Below are 17,505 nucleotides of genomic sequence, written 5' to 3'. Positions count from 1 at the left end.
CTGTCATGTCGGTTCGCGCCAGAATCGCCGTCGTTCGCGCAATCCGCGCGGTTCACCGAAACTGCCGAGGCGCAGATGCACGGCGCCAAGCAGCGCGCTGTCATAGGTGGCGATTTGCCGCGCCGCGTAACGGGCCATGACGATCGGCGACGGATGACCGAACCCGTTGTGGCGACCACGGGAAATGAAGGCGCCGCGTGGTTTGAGGGCCTCCAGGAAACGCGCGCTGGAAGAGGTGCGACTGCCATGGTGCGGTGCCTGCAGCCAATCCACCGGGCCGGCTTGCGGGCCCTGCAGCCAGGCCTCCTCGGCGAGGCGATCGATATCGCCGGCGAGCAGCAGGGTTTCACCTGACGCCTCGACCTTCAGCACACAGGAATGCTGGTTGCTGTCAGCAGCGCCCTGCCACTGCCAGAGCGAGAAGCGCACACCGTCCCACTCCCAGTTTTCACCGCCGCCGCAGGGCTGCGCCGGCAATGCCTCGCCTGGCTCGCCGGCGATCACCCGGCGCACGGGCAGGCCACGCTGAACCGCCGGGGCGCCACCGGCATGGTCGGCATGGGCATGGCTGATCAGCATCAGGTCCAGCGCATCGATTCCCAGCTTGCGCAGGCTCGGCAGCACCACGCGCTCGCCCAGGTCCAGATCCTCGCGGGCCGGACCGGCATCGTAGAGCAGCGCATGCTCGCGGGTGCGTAAGACGAAGGCCAGGCCCTGCCCCACATCCAGTTGCCAGATGTCCACCTGCCCCGGCGGAATCGCCTCGCGCGGCGTGAAGCCGGCCAGCAGCAGCAGGGGCCAGCCCAGCACACGCATGGGCAGACCCGCGGGCAACAAGAGAAGCACGGCCCCCAGACAGACCAGCAACCAACTCCACAGCGGCAGCGCCGGGGGAATCCAGGCGGGGCGCCAGATCGCCATCCACCCCAGCAGATCGAAGAGCAGGCCAAGCATGCCGCCGGCCAGCCTCAGCAGCGCCTCCCCGAGAAATGGCAGCGGCAGGAGCACGGTACCCAGCAGCGCCAACGGCAATATCGCGACGCTCAACCAGGGCACCGCGAACAGATTCGCCAGCGGTGCACTGAGACTGACCGGCAGCCCCAGCACCAGCAGCGCCGGCAACAGGCCGATGGCCATGCAGCATTGCGCCCTGCCCCAGGCCCGCCACATCGACCAGGCGCCCAGGCGACCGCTGAACACCAGTACCAGCACCGCGACTGCGGCGAAGGACAGCCAGAATCCGGGCAACAGGCTGGCCAGTGGCTCGAACAGCAGCACGCCGCTCAGCGCGATCAGCAGCGGCCAGGCGATGCCCAGGTGACGAAAGCGCAGGCGCCAGAGCAGGACCACCGCGAGCATGACGCAGGCACGCTGCACCGGTACCTGGAAACCGGCCAGCAAGCCATAGCCGAGGGCAGCGGCGAAGGCCAGGCCGCAGGCCCAGGGCAGCCAGGGCAGGCGTTGCGGCCACCAGCCGAGGCGGAACAGGCCGACCACCAGGCCATAGACCAACCCGGCCAGCAGGCCGATATGCTGGCCGGAAATCACCAGCAGATGAACGGTGCCGGTCGCCTGCAGCACCTCCCAATCCTCTCGCGCCAGCCCGCCGCCATCACCGAGCACCAACGCCGCGAGAGCGCCCTCCCGGCCATTGGCATCCACCGCGTGCAGGCGCTGGCGGATAGCGTCGCGCCAGGCACCGCTGGTGGTGGCCAGGCGCTCGCCATCCTTCACCGAACCCAGGGCACCCGTGCGCCGTGCCAGCATCGCCGCTTCGGAGTCCGCGCCGTGAGGATTGAGCAGACCCGAAGGACGCTTCAGCTTGACCGCCAGTCGCCAGCGTTCGCCAGCCTCGATCGGCGGAGCGTCCAGCCAGGTCAGGCGCAGGCGCTGTGGCAGTTCGGCGCGGCGCGACTGCGCCTGATCCAGTTCGAAACGAACCATCCGCTCGTCTCGCTCCGGCAACCCGATCACCCGCCCCTCCAGCCACAAGGTGCGGCCATCGAGGACCGGATCCAGGCGATCATCCAGCGCGCTCTGCGCCGACAGACTGGCCCAGCACAGGCCCGCGACGAAGAACACCAGCGGGAAAAGCCGCCGCCACAGGCAAACGAGCCCCAGCGAAGCGAACACCAGCAGCGTGCCGACGGATGGCAACTGCGGCAGAAATATCGGACACAAGAGTCCGAGAACGAGCGCCAACATCCTTGTACGCGTCATCTGAGCCCCGGATAAAACGAAACGACCTCGCAGGCTTAGTTCATCGCGAGGCCGGGCTCACTTATTAATTGTCACAAAGTCTGAATAGGCACCCGTTGTAATACGTGCATACTTGCCACCTTCTGCACGCCGAGACCCCACATGCCGCGTCGACTTTTCAAACGCTACATGCCCGATCCGACGGTCATCCGGGAACACAAGTCCTTACGATTTCTCGGTCGGCTGCTGCATGACGCCAACCTCTGGCACCTGAATCGGCACTCGGTGGCACGGGCCATGGCGGTGGGGTTGTTCGCGGCGTTCATTCCGATTCCGCTGCAGATGCTGCTGGCCGCCAGCCTGGCGGTCATGGTTCGCGGCAACATGCCGATCGCGGTCAGCCTGGTCTGGCTGACCAATCCCATTACCATGCCGCCGGTGTTCTATTGCACCTATCAGATGGGTGCCTGGCTGATGGGGATTCCACCGCGGACCCTGCCGGAAGAAATCACCTTCGACTGGATCACCGAGCAGTTGTCGACCCTGTGGCAGCCCTTCCTGCTCGGTTCGGTGGTCTGTGGACTGCTGCTTGGCGCCCTCGCCTACTGCCTGACCATGCTCTATTGGCGCTGGTGGGTGGGCAGGCAGTGGCGCCGGCGCAAGGCGAAATCAGCTGCGCATTCCGCGCCCGCTGACCAGTAGACGCACACAGCCGAAATACAGCACGGCGGTGGCGATCAGCATGAAGCTGATGGCGACGCCGATACGGATATCGGACACGCCGAGGATGCCGTAGCGGAACGAGTTGACCATGTGCAGCACCGGGTTGGCCATGGACACGGTCTGCCAGAAGGGCGGCAGCAGATTGATCGAGTAGAACACCCCTCCCAGATAGGTCAACGGCGTCAGGACGAAGGTCGGGATGATCGAGATATCGTCGAAGTTGCGCGCGAACACCGCATTGATGAAGCCCAACAGCGAGAAGATGGTCGCGGTCAGCAGCACCACGAGAATCGTCACGCCCAGGTGATGCACCTGCAGGTGGGTGAAGAACAGCGACAGCAGGGTCACGATCACGCCCACCGCCAGCCCGCGCAGCACACCGCCGAGGGTGTAGCCGATGAGGATGGTGTGCGGCGACACCGGCGAGACCATCAGTTCCTCGATGGAACGCTGGAACTTGCTGCCGAAGAAACTGGAGACCACGTTGCCGTAGGAGTTGGTGATCACCGCCATCATGATCAGGCCCGGAACGATGTACTCCATGTAGGTGAAGCCACCCATGTCGCCGATCTGCCGGCCGATCAGGTTACCGAAGATGACGAAGTACAGAACCATGGTGATCGCCGGCGGCAGCAGGGTCTGCGGCCAGATCCGGGTGAAGCGGCGTACTTCGCGGTAGACGATGGTATTGAGGGCGACCAGGTTGGCGCGCAGCTCCGAACTCATACCGCCACCTTGGACAGATTCTTTTCAACCAGGGACACGAACAGCTCCTCGAGACGATTGGTCTTGTTGCGCAGGCTCGACACCTCGATGTTCTGCAGGGCCAACTGGCCGAACAGCGCGGTGATGCCCACTTCCTTGTCCACCTGGACCTCCAGGGTATGCGGATTGATCAACCGGCACGGATAACCGGCCAGTTGCGGCGCCTGGGCCAGGTCATGCCTGAGATCGAGGACGAAGGTCTCGACATGCAGCTTGCCCAGCAACTGGCGCATGCTGGTGTTCTCGACGATGGTGCCATGGTCGATGATGCCGATATTGCGGCACAACTGCTCCGCTTCCTCGAGGTAGTGGGTCGTCAGGATGATGGTGATGCCCTGCTGGTTGAGCTCGGTGAGGAAGCTCCACATCGAGCGACGCAGTTCGATGTCCACGCCCGCGGTCGGCTCGTCGAGAATCAGCAGGCGCGGCTGATGGATGAGTGCGCGAGCGATCATCAGACGACGCTTCATGCCGCCGGACAGGGAGCGCGACGGTACATCGCGCTTGTCCCACAGACCCAGCTGGGTCAGGTACTGCTCGGCGCGCTCGTTGGCGACCTTGGCCGGAATGCCGTAGTAGCCCGCCTGCGTGACGACGATGTCGAAGGTCTTCTCGAACTGGTTGAAATTGAACTCCTGCGGCACCACGCCGATGCTGCGCTTGAGCGCGGCGGGCTGGCGGTCGAGGTCATGACCGAAGACGCTGACGCTGCCGCTGGTCTTGTTCACCAGGGTCGAAAGGATGCCGATGGTCGTGGATTTGCCAGCGCCGTTGGGGCCGAGCAAGGCGAAGAAGTCACCTTCGGCGACATCCAGGTCGATACCCTTGAGGGCCTGGAAGCCATTGCCGTAGGTCTTGGTTAGCTGCCGAATGGACAGGGCTGAACTCATAGCGGGTCTGTGCACCGTTCGAATTGTTGGTGAATCAGGCTGTGACCGGGCGTTCCGATCAGGATGGATGTGGCCATGGTGCAAGCCCCGGCCACACAAGTACAGTCAAGCCTATCGATAATAACTATCGCATTGAGCGAAACGATCAGGTCAGCGCAGTCATCACCGCGGCCTGATAGGCCGGACGCTCGCGCAGACGCTCGTACCAGGCACGCAGGTGACGCATCTCCGGACGCTCGATGGGCATCTCGAACCAGGCGTAGGCGAAGCAGCCCAGGGGAATGTCGCCCATGCCCGGCTCCTGCCCGGACAGGAACGGCTGCGAGGCCAGTGCCTGGTCGGCGATCGACAGCAATTGCGCGCAGGTCTTGTGCGCGGCGTTGATCGACACCCAGTCCTGCTGATCCGCCGGCGTGCGCAGAATGCCCCAGAACAACGGCCGGAACGGCGTGGCGAGGGACGAGGTGGTCCAGTCCATCCATTTGTCCGCCCTGGCCCGCGCCACCGGATCCTCCGGGTACCACGACGTACCCGGCGCATACCTTGCCCCCAGGTAACGCACGATGGCATTGGACTCCCAGAGCACCAGGTCATCGTCCTCGATCATCGGCACCAGGCCGTTGGGATTGAGCGCGCGATAGTGCGGCTCGTTGACCACGCCGAAAGCGCCACCGGCATCCAGCGCCTGGTAATCCAACCCCAGCTCTTCGGCGCACCACAGCACTTTGCGCACGTTGCTGGAATTCTTCCGACCCCAGATCTTGAGCATGTCCACATCCTGTCATCTGCAAGGGAGGCCCAGTCTACTCCAGCACGAGGCCCAGGCAATCGCCGGCGAACTCCAGCGACCAGCACCTGTCATTGTTCAGACAAGACCGTTCGGCAGAGCCGGTCTACGCTCTGATGGACGTACCGACACATGAAAGGCTTCCAGGAGGAAAGACTATGTTGCTGCTGTGGTTAGTGGTGCTCGTGCTGGGCTCGGTCTGGCTGGCGTATCGACGGACGCCGGCCTTGCCGGCCCTGGCGCTGGTCGCCGTATACGTCATCGCGATGGGCACGTTTTCGCGGGCACCGGGCTGGCTGACCTTCCTGCTGTTGCTGGCGATCGCCGCCATCGCCCTGCCCCTGCTGCTCCCCGACCTGCGCCGCAGACTGCTCAGCGCACCGCTGTTCGGCTGGTTCCAGCGCACCCTGCCACCGATGTCCAGTACCGAACGCGAAGCCATCGACGCCGGTACCGTGTGGTGGGACGGCGAGCTGTTCAGCGGGCGCCCGGACTGGAACACCCTGCTGGGCTACGCGAAACCCGAACTGACCGCGGAAGAACAGGCGTTCATCGACGGCCCCACCGAGGCACTCTGCGCCATGGTCAGCGACTGGCAGATCGGCCAGGACATGGACCTGCCCGCGCAAGCCTGGCAACACATCAAGGAGCATGGCTTCTTCGCCCTGATCATTCCCAGGGAATATGGCGGCAAGGGCTTCTCCGCCTACGCCCATTCCCAGGTAGCGATGAAACTGGCGACCCGCAGCGGCGACCTGGCTTCCACGGTGATGGTGCCCAACTCCCTCGGCCCCGCCGAACTGCTGCTGCACTACGGCACCGACGAGCAGCGCAAGCATTACCTGCCGCGCCTGGCCCGTGGCGAGGAAATCCCCTGCTTCGCCCTCACCGGCCCGCTGGCCGGCTCCGACGCCGGGGCCATGCCGGACACCGGCATCGTCTGCCGGGGGCAGTGGAACGGCGAGGAGGTCATCGGCCTGCGCCTGACCTGGGAAAAGCGCTACATCACCCTCGGACCGGTCGCTACCCTCCTCGGCCTGGCCTTCAAGGCCTACGATCCCGAGCACCTGCTGGGCGACGACGAGGAACTGGGTATCAGCCTGGCGCTGATCCCGACGGACATCCCCGGTGTCGAGATCGGCAGGCGCCATCTGCCGCTGGGCGCGGCCTTCATGAACGGCCCCAACTCGGGCAAGGACGTATTCGTCCCGCTGGACTTCCTCATCGGCGGCCAGGCCATGCTCGGCAAGGGCTGGATGATGCTGATGAACTGTCTGTCGGTGGGCCGCTCGATTTCCCTGCCGGCCGTGGGCACCGGCGCGGCCAAGTTCACCAGCCTGGTCAGCGGCCAGTACGCGCAGATCCGCGAGCAGTTCAATGTGCCGCTGGCGGCATTCGAAGGCATCCAGGAATCCCTCGCGCGCATCGGCGGCAATGCCTGGCTGATGGACAGTGCTCGACTGCTGACCGCCAAAGCGGTGGACCTCGGCGAAAAACCCTCGGTGCTGTCCGCGATCCTCAAGTACCACCTCACCGAACGCGGTCGCGAATGCATCCAGCACGCCATGGATATCCACGGCGGCAAAGGCATCATCATGGGCCCGAACAACTACCTGGGACGCAACTGGCAGGGCGCGCCGATCTTCATCACGGTGGAGGGTGCCAACATTCTCTCGCGCAACCTGATGATCTTCGGCCAGGGTGCGATCCGCTGCCATCCGTTCGTGCTCAAGGAAATGGCCCTGGCCGGGCGCGAAGACCATGACCAGGCATTGCGCGAGTTCGACAGCCTGTTGCTGCAGCACATCGGCTTCGCCGTCGGCAACGCCGCCAGCACCCTGGCACTGGGTCTGGGCCTGGGACACTTCGACAAAGTGCCCGGTGACCCGCTGAGCCAGGGCTACTTCCGCGCGCTGAACCGCCAGGCCGCGGCCTTCGCCCTGCTCGCCGACCTGTGCATGATGCTGCTGGGGGGCGAACTGAAACGTCGCGAACGCCTGTCGGCGCGTCTTGGCGATGTCCTCAGCTATCTCTACCTGGGCTCGGCGGCGCTCAAGCGCTATCACGACCTCAACTCGCCTTCGCACCTGCAGCCTTTGCTGCGCTGGGCCATGGAGGAAAGCCTGGGGCAGGCGGAACAGGCGCTGGATCGTCTGCTCGACAACTTCCCCAACCGCCTGCTCGGCTGTGCATTGCGGGTGATCGTGTTCCCCTTCGGTCGTCGGCATACCGGCCCGAGCGATGAACTGGATGCGGAAATCGCCGCGCTGATCGGCCGCGGGGCCGGCGATCCGGCCCTGGAAGCCTTGCTCGAAGGCTGCTATCGGCCGACCGATCCGGACGATCCGGTGGGCGCCCTGCACCACGCCCGCCAGCATCTGAGCGATAGCGGCGAGCTGCACAAGCAGTTGCGCCATGCCCTGAAGAACGGCGAGTTCACCACCCAGGCCGGCGAACCGCTGATCGATGCGGCTCTGCGCGCGGGCACCCTGGACACTGCACAGGCGCAACAACTGCGTGATGCCGAAGCGGCGCGGCGGAAAGTCATCGATGTCGATGCCTTCACCAAGGAGGAACTGCTGCCAAGCGCCGGCAAGGTGCGCTGAGCACATTCGACCGGGACATCGGGCGCGGGGGACCGTATACTCCCGCGCCCGTTTCTGCTTTAGAGGTTTGCCGCATGGCCAATGCACATCTGGACTACCATCTCGTCCTGCTCAACCACCTGCGCAGCATCCTCGCGGCCCTTGGCGAAGCCGAACAGGTACCGGAAGAAAGCCACGCCCTGTTTCTCGAGCGCTTCGACGAACTGCTGGAACAACTGCCGAAGGATCCACTGGAAAGCCAGTACCTGGGCCAGGACCTGATGTGCCAGGTCATCCAGCGTTATCCACAGATCGCCCACCTGGTACCCCGCGACCTGCTGTGGTTCTTCGGCGGCGATTGCCTGCACTTCATGCCGGACGAGGAACTGGACCTGTACCAGGCCCTGGAAGAACGCCGCTACGAAGCCGAGCAGAACGACGAACCGTTCGACTGGAATCAGGAAAAGCAGCTGCTGAGCATGTCCGATCGGGACAGCCGCCACTGAAATTAAAAACGCCGCTCATCGAAGCGGCGTTTTTTTTGCGCGAGGGTTTTCTTGCGACAACGAAAAAAGGACCCGAAGGTCCTTGTTTCTTGGCTACACGACCCGAAGATCCTGAAGCACCATATTTGGAGCGGGAAACGAGACTCGAACTCGCGACCCCGACCTTGGCAAGGTCGTGCTCTACCAACTGAGCTATTCCCGCACATTGGCGTCCCCTAGGGGACTCGAACCCCTGTTACCGCCGTGAAAGGGCGGTGTCCTAGGCCACTAGACGAAGGGGACTCTGCCCAAAACGTGATTTACACGTTTTAGTGACCAGCATCGAAACCTGATGATTCAACACTGGATTTTTTACAAGCCCCGCCCTGAAGCGAAGCCTTTGTAAACTGGAGCGGGAAACGAGACTCGAACTCGCGACCCCGACCTTGGCAAGGTCGTGCTCTACCAACTGAGCTATTCCCGCATTGGCGTCCCCTAGGGGACTCGAACCCCTGTTACCGCCGTGAAAGGGCGGTGTCCTAGGCCACTAGACGAAGGGGACACGCTACAACTTTTCACTCCCTGCCGCGTTTCGCTGTGTGCTTTACGCTGCAAGTGGCGCGCATTCTATGGATGCTTTGAGGGGGCGTCAACCCCAAAATAGAAATTTATTTAAATCAATGACTTCGACCTGTTTTCCGCTCCCCTGGCGATCGCTCGTCCTCTTGTTTCGAACACCTCGGCCGACACAGGAAAGGCAGGCGAGAGAATTGTGCAACTGTGACCCAGGGCAAATTGCCATCAATCCCCTGCGGGCTTCTGCCAAACAGCCCTATCCGGGTAAATGGGAAGCCACTACACTCAATCGGTATACCTGACTGACGAGGCGTGAACGGTGACACCACTAATGATTACCCTGCTTATAGTGGCGGGTATCGCCTTACTGATCGTGATCGGCTACCTCAACAACGTGGTCGAGAACAGCAAGCTGGAGCGCGCACGACTGAAAGTCGAGCTGGCCGATCGCTTGCGGCGCGTGGGCGAGATCACCGAAACCTTCCCCGGCCAGCTGATGACCCCGGCCCTCAAGCTGCTGCTGACCCGCCTCGAACTCAACCTCAATCAACGCCAGCTGGCGCTGGACAAGAACAATGGCGATATCCGCGGACGCCTGGAAGAGCTGGAAACCCTGATCGCCCAGGGCGAGTCGCTGCCGGTGGGCAATCCGCCCAGCCCGATCCAGACCGAAGCCAAGGCCAAGGACGTGCGCTTTCTCCTGGAAGCCATGCACAGCCAAGTAGTTCGCGCGAGCCAGGAAGGCTTCCTGGCCACCAACGAAGCCAAGTACTGGGTCAAGGAAATCCGCCATATCCTCGTGGTGCTGCATATCGAGTTCTTCAACAACCTGGGCCAGGCCGCCCTGCAGCAGAACCAGCCCGGTCATGCCCGCCTCGCCTTCGAGCGCGGCGTGCAATACCTGCGCAAGCAGCCGGAGCCGGGACAGTACCGCGAACAGCTGGAATACATGGAGAAACTGCTCGCCCGTGCCAATGCCATGGTGCTGGACACCATCGAGCCGACTGCGAATGACGTCAACGCCCTGACCGAGGGCCTGAAGACCGACGAAGAAGAGAACTGGAAGAAGAAAGTCATCTACGACTGACTTTTCTCAAGACTGGGGCCGCTTTGCGGCCCTTCGCGAGCGAGCTCGCTCCCACGGGACCAAACAAACCTTGTGGGAGCGAGCTCGCTCGCGAAGGGCTGCAAAGCAGCCCCAAATTGTTCCGGCCCAGAACGATCAGCAGTCGGTCGCCCGCAGGAAGATCCCCGCCAGACGCTCCAGCCCCACCTGATCCTCGACGCCGAAGCGTGCCAGCTTCGGACTGTCCAGATCGAGCACGCCAATCAGCCGTCCGTCCTTGAGCAGAGGAATCACCAGTTCGCTGTTCGAGGCACTGTCGCAGGCGATATGCCCGGGAAACGCATGCACATCCTCGACCCTCTGGGTCTGCAGACTTGCCGCCGCCGCCCCGCACACACCACGCCCGAACGGGATGCGTACACAGGCCACCTGGCCCTGGAACGGCCCCAGCAGCAGTTCGCCATCCCGGTTGAGATAGAAGCCCGCCCAGTTCAGGTCATCGACCTGGTTATAGAGAAACGCGGAAAACTGCGCGGCATTGGCGATGAAATCACGCTCGCCGGAGAGCAGAGCCTCCAGTTGCGCCGCCAGCAGGTCGTAGCCACCAAGGCCGGTGCCCGCCGCATTCAGATCGATCATGTAGGTTGCTCCAACAGTTTGAGTCCGACCCAGTACCGGGCGAACTGATAGGCACAGCGGCCATTACGATTGCCGCGGCCGGTTGCCCAGCGGATCGCGGCCTTGTCCAGTTCGTCGTCGCGCTCCCAGACCAGGCCCGGGGCCTTGGCCAACTGGCCGATCCAGTGCTCGACGACATCGAGGAAATGCTCCTGGGTGAACGGGTAGAACGACAACCACAAGCCGAAGCGGTCCGACAGCGCGATCTTGTCCTCCACCGCCTCGCTGGGATGCAGTTCACCGTCGACCATCTTCCAGTTCTCGTTGTCGCTCTGCTTCTCCGGCACCAGGTGGCGACGGTTCGACGTGGCGTACAGCAGCACGTTTTCCGGCGCCTGTTCGAGGGAACCGTCGAGCACGCTCTTCAGCACCCGGTAGTCGCCCTCCCCGGCCTCGAACGAGAGATCGTCGCAGAACAGCACGAAACGTTGTGGCAACGCGTGCAGTTGTTCCACCACGCGCGGCAGGTCGGCCAGGTGATCACGCTCGATTTCGATCAGGCGCAGGCCCGCGGCGGCATGCTCGGCCAGCAGCGCACGCACCAGCGAAGACTTTCCGGTGCCCCGCGATCCCCACAGCAACGCGTGATTGGCCGGCATGCCGTCGAGGAACTGGCGGGTGTTGCGGCCCAATTGTTCGCGTTGCTTATCGACACCGATCAGGTCGGACAGGCGAATGTCCAGGCTCACTTCCAGAGGCTGCAGGAAACCGCTGCGGCCATCACGCTGCCAGCGCGCCGCCAGACAGCGGTTCCAGTCGATGTCCGGACGCGGCGCCGGCAACAGGGGTTCGAGTCGAGCCAGTACGCTTTCGGCGCGCTCGAGAAAAGCATTCAAACGAGAGTCCACGGGAAATTCCTCAGTCAGATCCAGGCAAAAAGGAGCGAACTGAATGTGTGACAGTACATGCCAGCAGCCGGGGTTGATCGGCTATGCTTGCGCAGCGCATGGAATGTGGAACTGGCTCGGGACCATGGATATCAAGTTCACCAATCGCCTGTCGTACAAGCAAGCCCGGTTGACCGTCCTCGTCGGCTTCATCCTGGGAACCTTGCTCAGTCTCATCCAGATAGGGATCGATTATGCCAGCGAAGACGCGTCCATCAACCGCGAGATGCAGGCATTGCTGGACATCAGCCACAACACCGCTTCACGCATCGCCTACAACATCGACTCGGAACTGGCCCAGGAACTGACCCTGGGCCTGCTGCAATCGCCGGCGATCATTCGCGCCCGGCTGATCGACAACAACGACACAGTGCTCGCCGACATGCAGCGACCACGCCAGGAGAGCGCCTACCGGGTCCTCAGCGATTTCCTGTTCGGCAACAACCGCGAGTTCCGCAATATCCTGTTTCTCAGCCATATGCCCGAGGAGAAGCTGGGCACCCTGTACCTGGATGTCGACACCTTTGCCTTCGGCAGCCGCTTCCTCAAGCGCGCCGAGGTGACCCTGCTCAACGGCTTCGTGCGCAGCCTGGTGCTGACCGGCATTCTCCTGGCGCTGTTCTACATAATGCTGACCAAACCGCTGGTGCGGGTGATCGCCGCCCTGAGCCAGAGCGATCCGCGCAACGCCAACCAGGGCAAGCTACCGTTCCCGGTCGGCCACGAACATGACGAGATCGGGGTGCTGGTGAAGGTCGCCAACCAGCAGTTCGTCACCATGGCCACGGAGATCCAGCAACGGCGCACCGCGGAAAACCGCCTGACCGACTACCTCAACGAACTGGAAAACATCGTCTCGGCGCGGACCAACGAACTCAAGTCCAGCAACGACCGCCTCAGCCAGTCCAACCAGGAACTGGAAGAGGCGCGCCGCCGCGCCCTGGACATGGCCCAGGCCCGCGCCGCGTTTCTCGCCAACATGAGCCACGAGATCCGCACCCCGCTCAATGGCCTGCTGGGCATGATCGCCCTGTCCCTGGACAGTCCGCTGAACGCCGAGCAGCGCCAGCAACTGTCGATCGCCCACGATTCGGGCAAAGTCCTGGTGGAGCTGCTCAACGATATTCTCGACCTGTCCAAGTTCGATGCCGGCCAGCTGGAACTGGAGCGCATTCCCTTCGACCTCGGGACGCTGGTGGAAGACACCGCCAACCTGCTGTCGCAGAACACCGCGCCGAACGTCGAGCTGACCTGCCTGATCGATCCGAAATTCCCCGCCCTGGTCCTCGGCGACCCGACCCGGGTCCGACAGATCGTCAGCAACCTGCTGTCCAACGCGCTCAAGTTCACCCGCTTCGGCCGCGTCGACGTGCGGCTGAGCGCCCAGAATGGCGGGGTACGCATCGATGTCTGCGACACCGGCATCGGCATCGCCCCGGAGGCACAGACGCGCATCTTCCAGCCCTTCACCCAGGCCGGTGCCGGCATCACCCGGCAGTACGGCGGCACCGGATTGGGCCTGACCCTGACCAACAACCTCTGCGAGGCCATGCACGGACGCCTGAGCATCAGTTCCGAAACCGGCTTCGGCAGCCAGTTCAGCGCCGAACTGCCGTTGCCCAGCCACACCGCCGCGGTCATGCCGGAGCCGCTGCGCGGCCATGTGGTCGCCATCAGCAACGCCAAGAGCGGTCTGGCTGAACTGCTGCAGAGCCTGCTGCCGCGCTGGGGCCTGGACTACCGACGCCTCGACGGCCTGGAAAGACTGACCGGCAACCCGCCGGACCTGGTGATCACCGATGACCTGGATTGCCTGCTGGCGTTACGCCCTGAAGTCAAGGCACCGATCCTGCTGATTACCGCGTACGGCAACTTTCTCCCCGGAGAACAGGCGGCCAGCCTCACCCCCTTGCAGCAACAGGCCCGCCCGCTGGCCCGCGGGGCGCTGTACCAGGCGTTGCGCCGGGTGCTGGCACGGGTCGACGACGGTGTACCCGAGGAACAGGCGGACAGCACTGCCAGCGCACGACGGGCCCGCATCCTGCTGGTCGAGGACAACCCGGTCAATCAACTGGTGGCCAAGGGCATGCTGGGCAAGCTCGGCTGCGAAGTCAGCGTGGCGACCCACGGCGCCGAGGCGCTGGAACAACTGGAGGACGCCCGCTTCGACCTGGTGCTGATGGACTGCAACATGCCGGTGATGGATGGCTACGAGGCCAGTCGCAGGATTCGCCAGAGCGGGCGCTGGCCGAACCTGCCGATCGTCGCCCTGACCGCCAACGCCATGCCGGAAGAGCGCGAACGCTGCCGCGCCGCCGGCATGAACGACTACCTGGCCAAGCCGTTCCGGCGCGAAGAGCTGCTGGCGCTGATCGACCACTGGGTACCGCCGGTCATGACCTGAGCAGCGCCTCAATGCTCGCGCTCAGGGCCTCCGGCTTGGTGGAGGGAGCATAGCGACTGACGCTGCCGGTCTTCGGATCGACCAGGAACTTGGTGAAATTCCACTTGATGCCCTGGGAGCCGAGCAGGCCGGGAGCGCGTTTTTTCAGTTCGACGAACAAGGGATGAGCCGCCGGCCCGTTGACATCGATCTTGCGAAACAGCGGGAAACTGACGCCGAAATTCAGCTCGCAGAAGTGCGAAATCGCCGCTTCGTCGCCCGGTTCCTGCTTGCCGAACTGGTTGCAGGGGAAACCGAGAATCACCAGGCCCTGGTCGCGATAACGCTGCCACAACGCCTCCAGCCCCTTGTACTGGGGGGTGAAACCGCACTGGCTGGCGGTGTTGACGATCAGCACGGCCTTGGCCGGAAAGTCCGCCAGGGTCGTCTGTTCGCCCTTGATGGTGGTGCAGGGAGTCTCCAGCAATGGTCCAGCCATGGATTGCGCTCCTTGTTGATCGAGTGCGCGGCTCAGCGCGGTTTCAGGTCCAGACAGACCGAATTGATGCAGTAACGAAGACCGGTTGGCGGCGGCCCGTCGGGGAATACGTGGCCCAGGTGCGCGTCGCAGTGGGCACAGGTGACTTCGGTGCGGATCATGCCATGGGAGGTGTCGCGGATCTCGATCATCGCGCTGTCCTCGATCGGCTCGTAGAAGCTCGGCCAGCCACAGCCGGAATCGAACTTGGCAGCGGAATCGAACAGCGGCGCGTCGCAACAGATGCAGTGGTAGATGCCGTCGGTCTTCGTCGAGTTGTACTTTCCGCTGAACGGCCGCTCGGTGCCCTTCAGCCGGCATACCTGATATTGCGCGGGATCGAGCATCTCACGCCATTCTTCAAGGGTTTTCTCAATCTTTTCCATCGGCAGGCCTCGGCAAATCAAAAAGCCCGTGCTGCTTCTTTTCGTCGGCACGGGCGAGACGTATTATTGCGCCTCAATTCAGACATCAGTCTGGCACCCGCGTTACCCGTATTTCAAACCTTTTCACGGCGCGCTACGCGGCGATCTTTCATTATCGGGATCACATCATGCAGGTCAGCAAATCGAACAAGCTCGCCAATGTCTGCTACGACATTCGCGGCCCGGTGCTCAAGCACGCCAAGCGCCTGGAAGAGGAAGGCCACCGCGTCCTCAAGCTGAACATCGGCAACCCGGCGCCCTTTGGTTTCGAAGCACCGGAGGAAATTCTCCAGGATGTGATCCGCAACCTGCCGACCGCCCAGGGCTACAGCGACTCCAAGGGCCTGTTCAGCGCGCGCAAGGCGGTCATGCAGTACTGCCAGCAGAAACAGATCGAAGGTGTCGGCATCGAGGACATCTACCTGGGCAACGGTGTGTCCGAACTGATCGTCATGTCGATGCAGGCCCTGCTCAACAATAGCGACGAAGTGCTGATCCCGGCGCCCGACTACCCGCTGTGGACCGCCGCGGTGAGCCTGGCCGGCGGCAAGGCCGTGCACTACCTGTGCGACGAGCAGGCCGACTGGTTCCCCGACCTGGAAGACATCAAGGCCAAGATCACCCCGAACACCAAGGCCATGGTGATCATCAACCCGAACAACCCGACCGGTTCGGTGTACTCCCGCGAAGTGCTGCTGGGCATGCTGGAGATCGCCCGTCAACACAACCTGGTGGTGTTCTCCGACGAGATCTACGACAAGATCCTCTACGATGGCGCCGTGCATGTCAGCAGCGCCTCGCTGGCCCCGGACCTGCTCTGCCTGACCTTCAACGGCCTGTCCAAGTCCTACCGCGTGGCCGGTTTCCGCTCCGGCTGGCTGATCATCTCCGGCCCCAAGCACCACGCCCAGAGCTATATCGAGGGCCTCGATATCCTGGCCAACATGCGCCTGTGCGCCAACGTGCCATCGCAGCATGCGATCCAGACCGCCCTCGGCGGCTACCAGAGCATCAACGACCTGGTGCTGCCGCCGGGTCGCCTGCTGGAACAGCGCAACCGTACCTGGGAACTGCTCAATGACATTCCCGGCGTCAGCTGCGTCAAGCCGATGGGTGCGCTGTATGCCTTCCCGAAGATCGATCCGAAGGTCTGCCCGATCTACAACGACGAAAAGTTCGTCCTCGACCTGCTGCTCTCGGAAAAACTGCTGATCGTCCAGGGCACCGCGTTCAACTGGCCATCGCCGGACCACTTCCGCGTGGTCACGCTGCCGCGGGTCGACGACCTCGAGCAGGCCATCGGACGCATCGGAAATTTCCTGAAGACCTATCGGCAGTAGCCTACAGTCATACCTGTGTCTGAAAAGTCGCAGGTATCGACACCACCCCTTTCGCACTTTCCTACCCGCGGCTCTGAACCGCGGGTTGGATTGGTGTGCCTGTCTGTCAGATCAGTACACAGTTTGAAATAGTCGGCCAGTTGAATCACCAAGGCGCGCACCTTATATACCCGCATACGCTACATATCTATCCGTCAGGAGAACGTAACAACCATGATGCGCATTTTGCTGTTTGTGGCCACCAACCTTGCGGTCGTGCTGGTTGCCAGCATCACCCTGAGCCTGTTCGGCTTCAACGGGTTCATGGCGGCAAACGGGGTTGACCTCAAGCTCGATTCGTTGCTGGTGTACTGTGCCGTCTTCGGCTTCGCCGGCTCGCTGATTTCGCTGTTCATCTCCAAGTGGATGGCGAAGATGAGCACCGGCACCCAGATCATCAGCCAGCCGCGCACCCGTCACGAGCAATGGCTGCTGCAGACCGTCGAAGAGCTGTCCCGCGAAGCCGGCATCAAGATGCCGGAAGTGGGCATCTTCCCGGCCTACGAGGCCAACGCCTTCGCCACCGGCTGGAACCGCAACGACGCGCTGGTCGCGGTGAGCCAGGGTCTGCTGGAACGCTTTTCCCCCGATGAAGTGCGGGCCGTGCTGGCCCACGAGATCGGTCACGTCGCCAACGGCGACATGGTCACCCTGGCGCTGGTCCAGGGCGTGGTGAACACCTTCGTGATGTTCTTCGCGCGGATCATCGGCAACTTCGTCGACAAGGTCATCTTCAAGAACGAGGAAGGCCAGGGTATCGCCTACTACGTCGCGACCATCGTCGCCGAACTGATCCTGGGCATCTTGGCCAGCATCATCGTCATGTGGTTCTCGCGCAAACGCGAATACCGCGCGGACGACGCCGGCGCCCGCCTGGCCGGTACCGGAGCGATGATCAGCGCGCTGCAGCGCCTGCGTTCGGAACAGGGCGTACCGGTGCAGATGCCGAGCACGCTGAACGCCTTCGGCATCAACGGCGGTCTCAAGCAGGGCCTGGCTGGTCTGCTGATGAGCCACCCGCCGCTGGAAGAGCGCATCGAAGCGCTGCGCCGCCGCGGCTAAGCTGCACCGTCAATGAAAAAGCCCGCTTCGGCGGGCTTTTTCGTGCATGAGAATCCGCATCGCACTTTCGATGGTTG

At 63.1% G+C, this 17,505-nt stretch carries 15 protein-coding genes and 4 tRNA genes; 7 read left to right on the top strand and 12 right to left on the bottom strand.

Annotated elements, in window-relative coordinates; genetic code table 11:
- Window positions 1-3: 3 nt before the first annotated feature.
- Window positions 4-2,205, bottom strand: coding sequence for a DNA internalization-related competence protein ComEC/Rec2 (locus CHB99_RS15970; RefSeq protein ID WP_084702580.1), 2,202 nt, complete (start codon window positions 2,203-2,205; stop codon window positions 4-6).
- Between the two features lie 156 nt (window positions 2,206-2,361).
- Between CHB99_RS15970 and CHB99_RS15965 the strand changes: the two genes are divergently transcribed.
- Window positions 2,362-2,901, top strand: coding sequence for a DUF2062 domain-containing protein (locus tag CHB99_RS15965; RefSeq protein ID WP_042122320.1), 540 nt, complete (start codon window positions 2,362-2,364; stop codon window positions 2,899-2,901).
- Here the strand turns inward: CHB99_RS15965 and CHB99_RS15960 are convergent.
- From CHB99_RS15960 to CHB99_RS15950, 3 genes are all read right to left on the bottom strand, one after another.
- On the bottom strand, window positions 2,869-3,648 hold the full coding sequence (locus tag CHB99_RS15960) for an ABC transporter permease (RefSeq protein ID WP_042122323.1): 780 nt from the start codon (window positions 3,646-3,648) through the stop codon (window positions 2,869-2,871). The genes CHB99_RS15965 and CHB99_RS15960 overlap by 33 nt on opposite strands.
- Window positions 3,645-4,577, bottom strand: coding sequence for an ABC transporter ATP-binding protein (locus CHB99_RS15955; RefSeq protein WP_042122325.1), 933 nt, complete (start codon window positions 4,575-4,577; stop codon window positions 3,645-3,647). Before CHB99_RS15955 ends, CHB99_RS15960 begins: the two co-directional genes overlap by 4 nt.
- Before the next feature lie 145 nt (window positions 4,578-4,722).
- On the bottom strand, window positions 4,723-5,346 hold the full coding sequence (locus CHB99_RS15950; protein WP_042122327.1) for a glutathione S-transferase family protein: 624 nt from the start codon (window positions 5,344-5,346) through the stop codon (window positions 4,723-4,725).
- 176 nt (window positions 5,347-5,522) lie between these two features.
- Here CHB99_RS15950 and CHB99_RS15945 point away from each other — a divergent pair, with 176 nt between their 5' ends.
- Both CHB99_RS15945 and CHB99_RS15940 read left to right on the top strand, forming a co-directional pair.
- On the top strand, window positions 5,523-7,970 hold the full coding sequence (locus CHB99_RS15945; protein WP_042122329.1) for an acyl-CoA dehydrogenase: 2,448 nt from the start codon (window positions 5,523-5,525) through the stop codon (window positions 7,968-7,970).
- 74 nt (window positions 7,971-8,044) lie between these two features.
- Window positions 8,045-8,455, top strand: coding sequence for a PA2817 family protein (locus CHB99_RS15940; protein ID WP_042122331.1), 411 nt, complete (start codon window positions 8,045-8,047; stop codon window positions 8,453-8,455).
- A gap of 126 nt (window positions 8,456-8,581) precedes the next feature.
- Here CHB99_RS15940 and CHB99_RS15935 read toward each other — a convergent pair.
- From CHB99_RS15935 to CHB99_RS15920, 4 genes are all read right to left on the bottom strand, one after another.
- Window positions 8,582-8,657, bottom strand: a tRNA-Gly gene (locus CHB99_RS15935).
- Window positions 8,658-8,661: 4 nt separating this feature from the next.
- Window positions 8,662-8,737 (bottom strand) — tRNA-Glu (locus CHB99_RS15930).
- Window positions 8,738-8,842: 105 nt separating this feature from the next.
- Window positions 8,843-8,918 (bottom strand) — tRNA-Gly (locus tag CHB99_RS15925).
- 2 nt (window positions 8,919-8,920) lie between these two features.
- A tRNA-Glu gene (locus tag CHB99_RS15920) sits at window positions 8,921-8,996 on the bottom strand.
- A 333-nt stretch (window positions 8,997-9,329) separates the two neighbouring features.
- Here CHB99_RS15920 and CHB99_RS15915 point away from each other — a divergent pair.
- On the top strand, window positions 9,330-10,097 hold the full coding sequence (locus tag CHB99_RS15915) for a hypothetical protein (RefSeq protein WP_042122333.1): 768 nt from the start codon (window positions 9,330-9,332) through the stop codon (window positions 10,095-10,097).
- 135 nt (window positions 10,098-10,232) lie between these two features.
- Here CHB99_RS15915 and CHB99_RS15910 read toward each other — a convergent pair whose 3' ends face one another.
- Together CHB99_RS15910 and CHB99_RS15905 are read right to left on the bottom strand one after the other, a co-directional pair.
- Window positions 10,233-10,715, bottom strand: coding sequence for a GAF domain-containing protein (locus CHB99_RS15910; RefSeq protein ID WP_042122335.1), 483 nt, complete (start codon window positions 10,713-10,715; stop codon window positions 10,233-10,235).
- Entirely contained in the window at window positions 10,712-11,602 is an 891-nt protein-coding gene (locus tag CHB99_RS15905; protein ID WP_042122337.1) for an ATP-binding protein, read from the bottom strand. Before CHB99_RS15905 ends, CHB99_RS15910 begins: the two co-directional genes overlap by 4 nt.
- 124 nt (window positions 11,603-11,726) lie before the next feature.
- On the opposite strand from CHB99_RS15905, the gene CHB99_RS15900 reads away from it, so the two are divergent.
- Window positions 11,727-14,045: a response regulator gene (locus CHB99_RS15900; protein ID WP_042122338.1), complete on the top strand. Its 2,319-nt coding sequence runs from the start codon at window positions 11,727-11,729 to the stop codon at window positions 14,043-14,045.
- On the opposite strand, the gene CHB99_RS15895 is transcribed toward CHB99_RS15900, so the two are convergent.
- Window positions 14,035-14,523 (bottom strand): glutathione peroxidase, encoded by a 489-nt coding sequence (locus tag CHB99_RS15895; RefSeq protein WP_042122340.1) that lies wholly within the window; start codon window positions 14,521-14,523, stop codon window positions 14,035-14,037. The two genes, CHB99_RS15900 and CHB99_RS15895, sit on opposite strands and share 11 nt — an antisense overlap.
- Window positions 14,524-14,555: 32 nt before the next feature.
- Window positions 14,556-14,948, bottom strand: coding sequence for a peptide-methionine (R)-S-oxide reductase MsrB (gene msrB / locus CHB99_RS15890; protein WP_042122342.1), 393 nt, complete (start codon window positions 14,946-14,948; stop codon window positions 14,556-14,558).
- A gap of 167 nt (window positions 14,949-15,115) precedes the next feature.
- Here msrB and CHB99_RS15885 point away from each other — a divergent pair, with 167 nt between their 5' ends.
- On the top strand, window positions 15,116-16,327 hold the full coding sequence (locus CHB99_RS15885; protein ID WP_042122346.1) for a pyridoxal phosphate-dependent aminotransferase: 1,212 nt from the start codon (window positions 15,116-15,118) through the stop codon (window positions 16,325-16,327).
- Between the two features lie 213 nt (window positions 16,328-16,540).
- Window positions 16,541-17,428, top strand: a complete 888-nt coding sequence (gene htpX / locus CHB99_RS15880; RefSeq protein ID WP_042122348.1) for a protease HtpX — start codon at window positions 16,541-16,543, stop codon at window positions 17,426-17,428.
- Window positions 17,429-17,505 lie beyond the last annotated feature (77 nt).

The sequence above is a fragment of the Pseudomonas japonica genome (assembly GCF_900188455.1).
Classification (GTDB): Bacteria; Pseudomonadota; Gammaproteobacteria; order Pseudomonadales; family Pseudomonadaceae; genus Aquipseudomonas; species Aquipseudomonas japonica.
The sequence above is the reverse complement of the archived record's forward strand: the minus strand, read 5'-3'. Positions and strand labels throughout refer to the sequence as shown.

Bases quoted from the DNA above. Each gene is read 5' to 3' on its own strand.
- CHB99_RS15970 (WP_084702580.1), bottom strand. From the start codon at position 2,205: ATGTTGGCGCTCGTTCTCGGACTCTTGTGTCCGATATTTCTGCCGCAG.
- CHB99_RS15965 (WP_042122320.1), top strand. From the start codon at position 2,362: ATGCCGCGTCGACTTTTCAAACGCTACATGCCCGATCCGACGGTCATC.
- CHB99_RS15955 (WP_042122325.1), bottom strand. From the start codon at position 4,577: ATGAGTTCAGCCCTGTCCATTCGGCAGCTAACCAAGACCTACGGCAAT.
- CHB99_RS15910 (WP_042122335.1), bottom strand. From the start codon at position 10,715: ATGATCGATCTGAATGCGGCGGGCACCGGCCTTGGTGGCTACGACCTG.
- CHB99_RS15885 (WP_042122346.1), top strand. From the start codon at position 15,116: ATGCAGGTCAGCAAATCGAACAAGCTCGCCAATGTCTGCTACGACATT.
- CHB99_RS15900 (WP_042122338.1), top strand. From the start codon at position 11,727: ATGGATATCAAGTTCACCAATCGCCTGTCGTACAAGCAAGCCCGGTTG.
- CHB99_RS15960 (WP_042122323.1), bottom strand. From the start codon at position 3,648: ATGAGTTCGGAGCTGCGCGCCAACCTGGTCGCCCTCAATACCATCGTC.
- CHB99_RS15945 (WP_042122329.1), top strand. From the start codon at position 5,523: ATGTTGCTGCTGTGGTTAGTGGTGCTCGTGCTGGGCTCGGTCTGGCTG.
- CHB99_RS15950 (WP_042122327.1), bottom strand. From the start codon at position 5,346: ATGCTCAAGATCTGGGGTCGGAAGAATTCCAGCAACGTGCGCAAAGTG.
- CHB99_RS15940 (WP_042122331.1), top strand. From the start codon at position 8,045: ATGGCCAATGCACATCTGGACTACCATCTCGTCCTGCTCAACCACCTG.
- CHB99_RS15895 (WP_042122340.1), bottom strand. From the start codon at position 14,523: ATGGCTGGACCATTGCTGGAGACTCCCTGCACCACCATCAAGGGCGAA.
- msrB (WP_042122342.1), bottom strand. From the start codon at position 14,948: ATGGAAAAGATTGAGAAAACCCTTGAAGAATGGCGTGAGATGCTCGAT.
- htpX (WP_042122348.1), top strand. From the start codon at position 16,541: ATGATGCGCATTTTGCTGTTTGTGGCCACCAACCTTGCGGTCGTGCTG.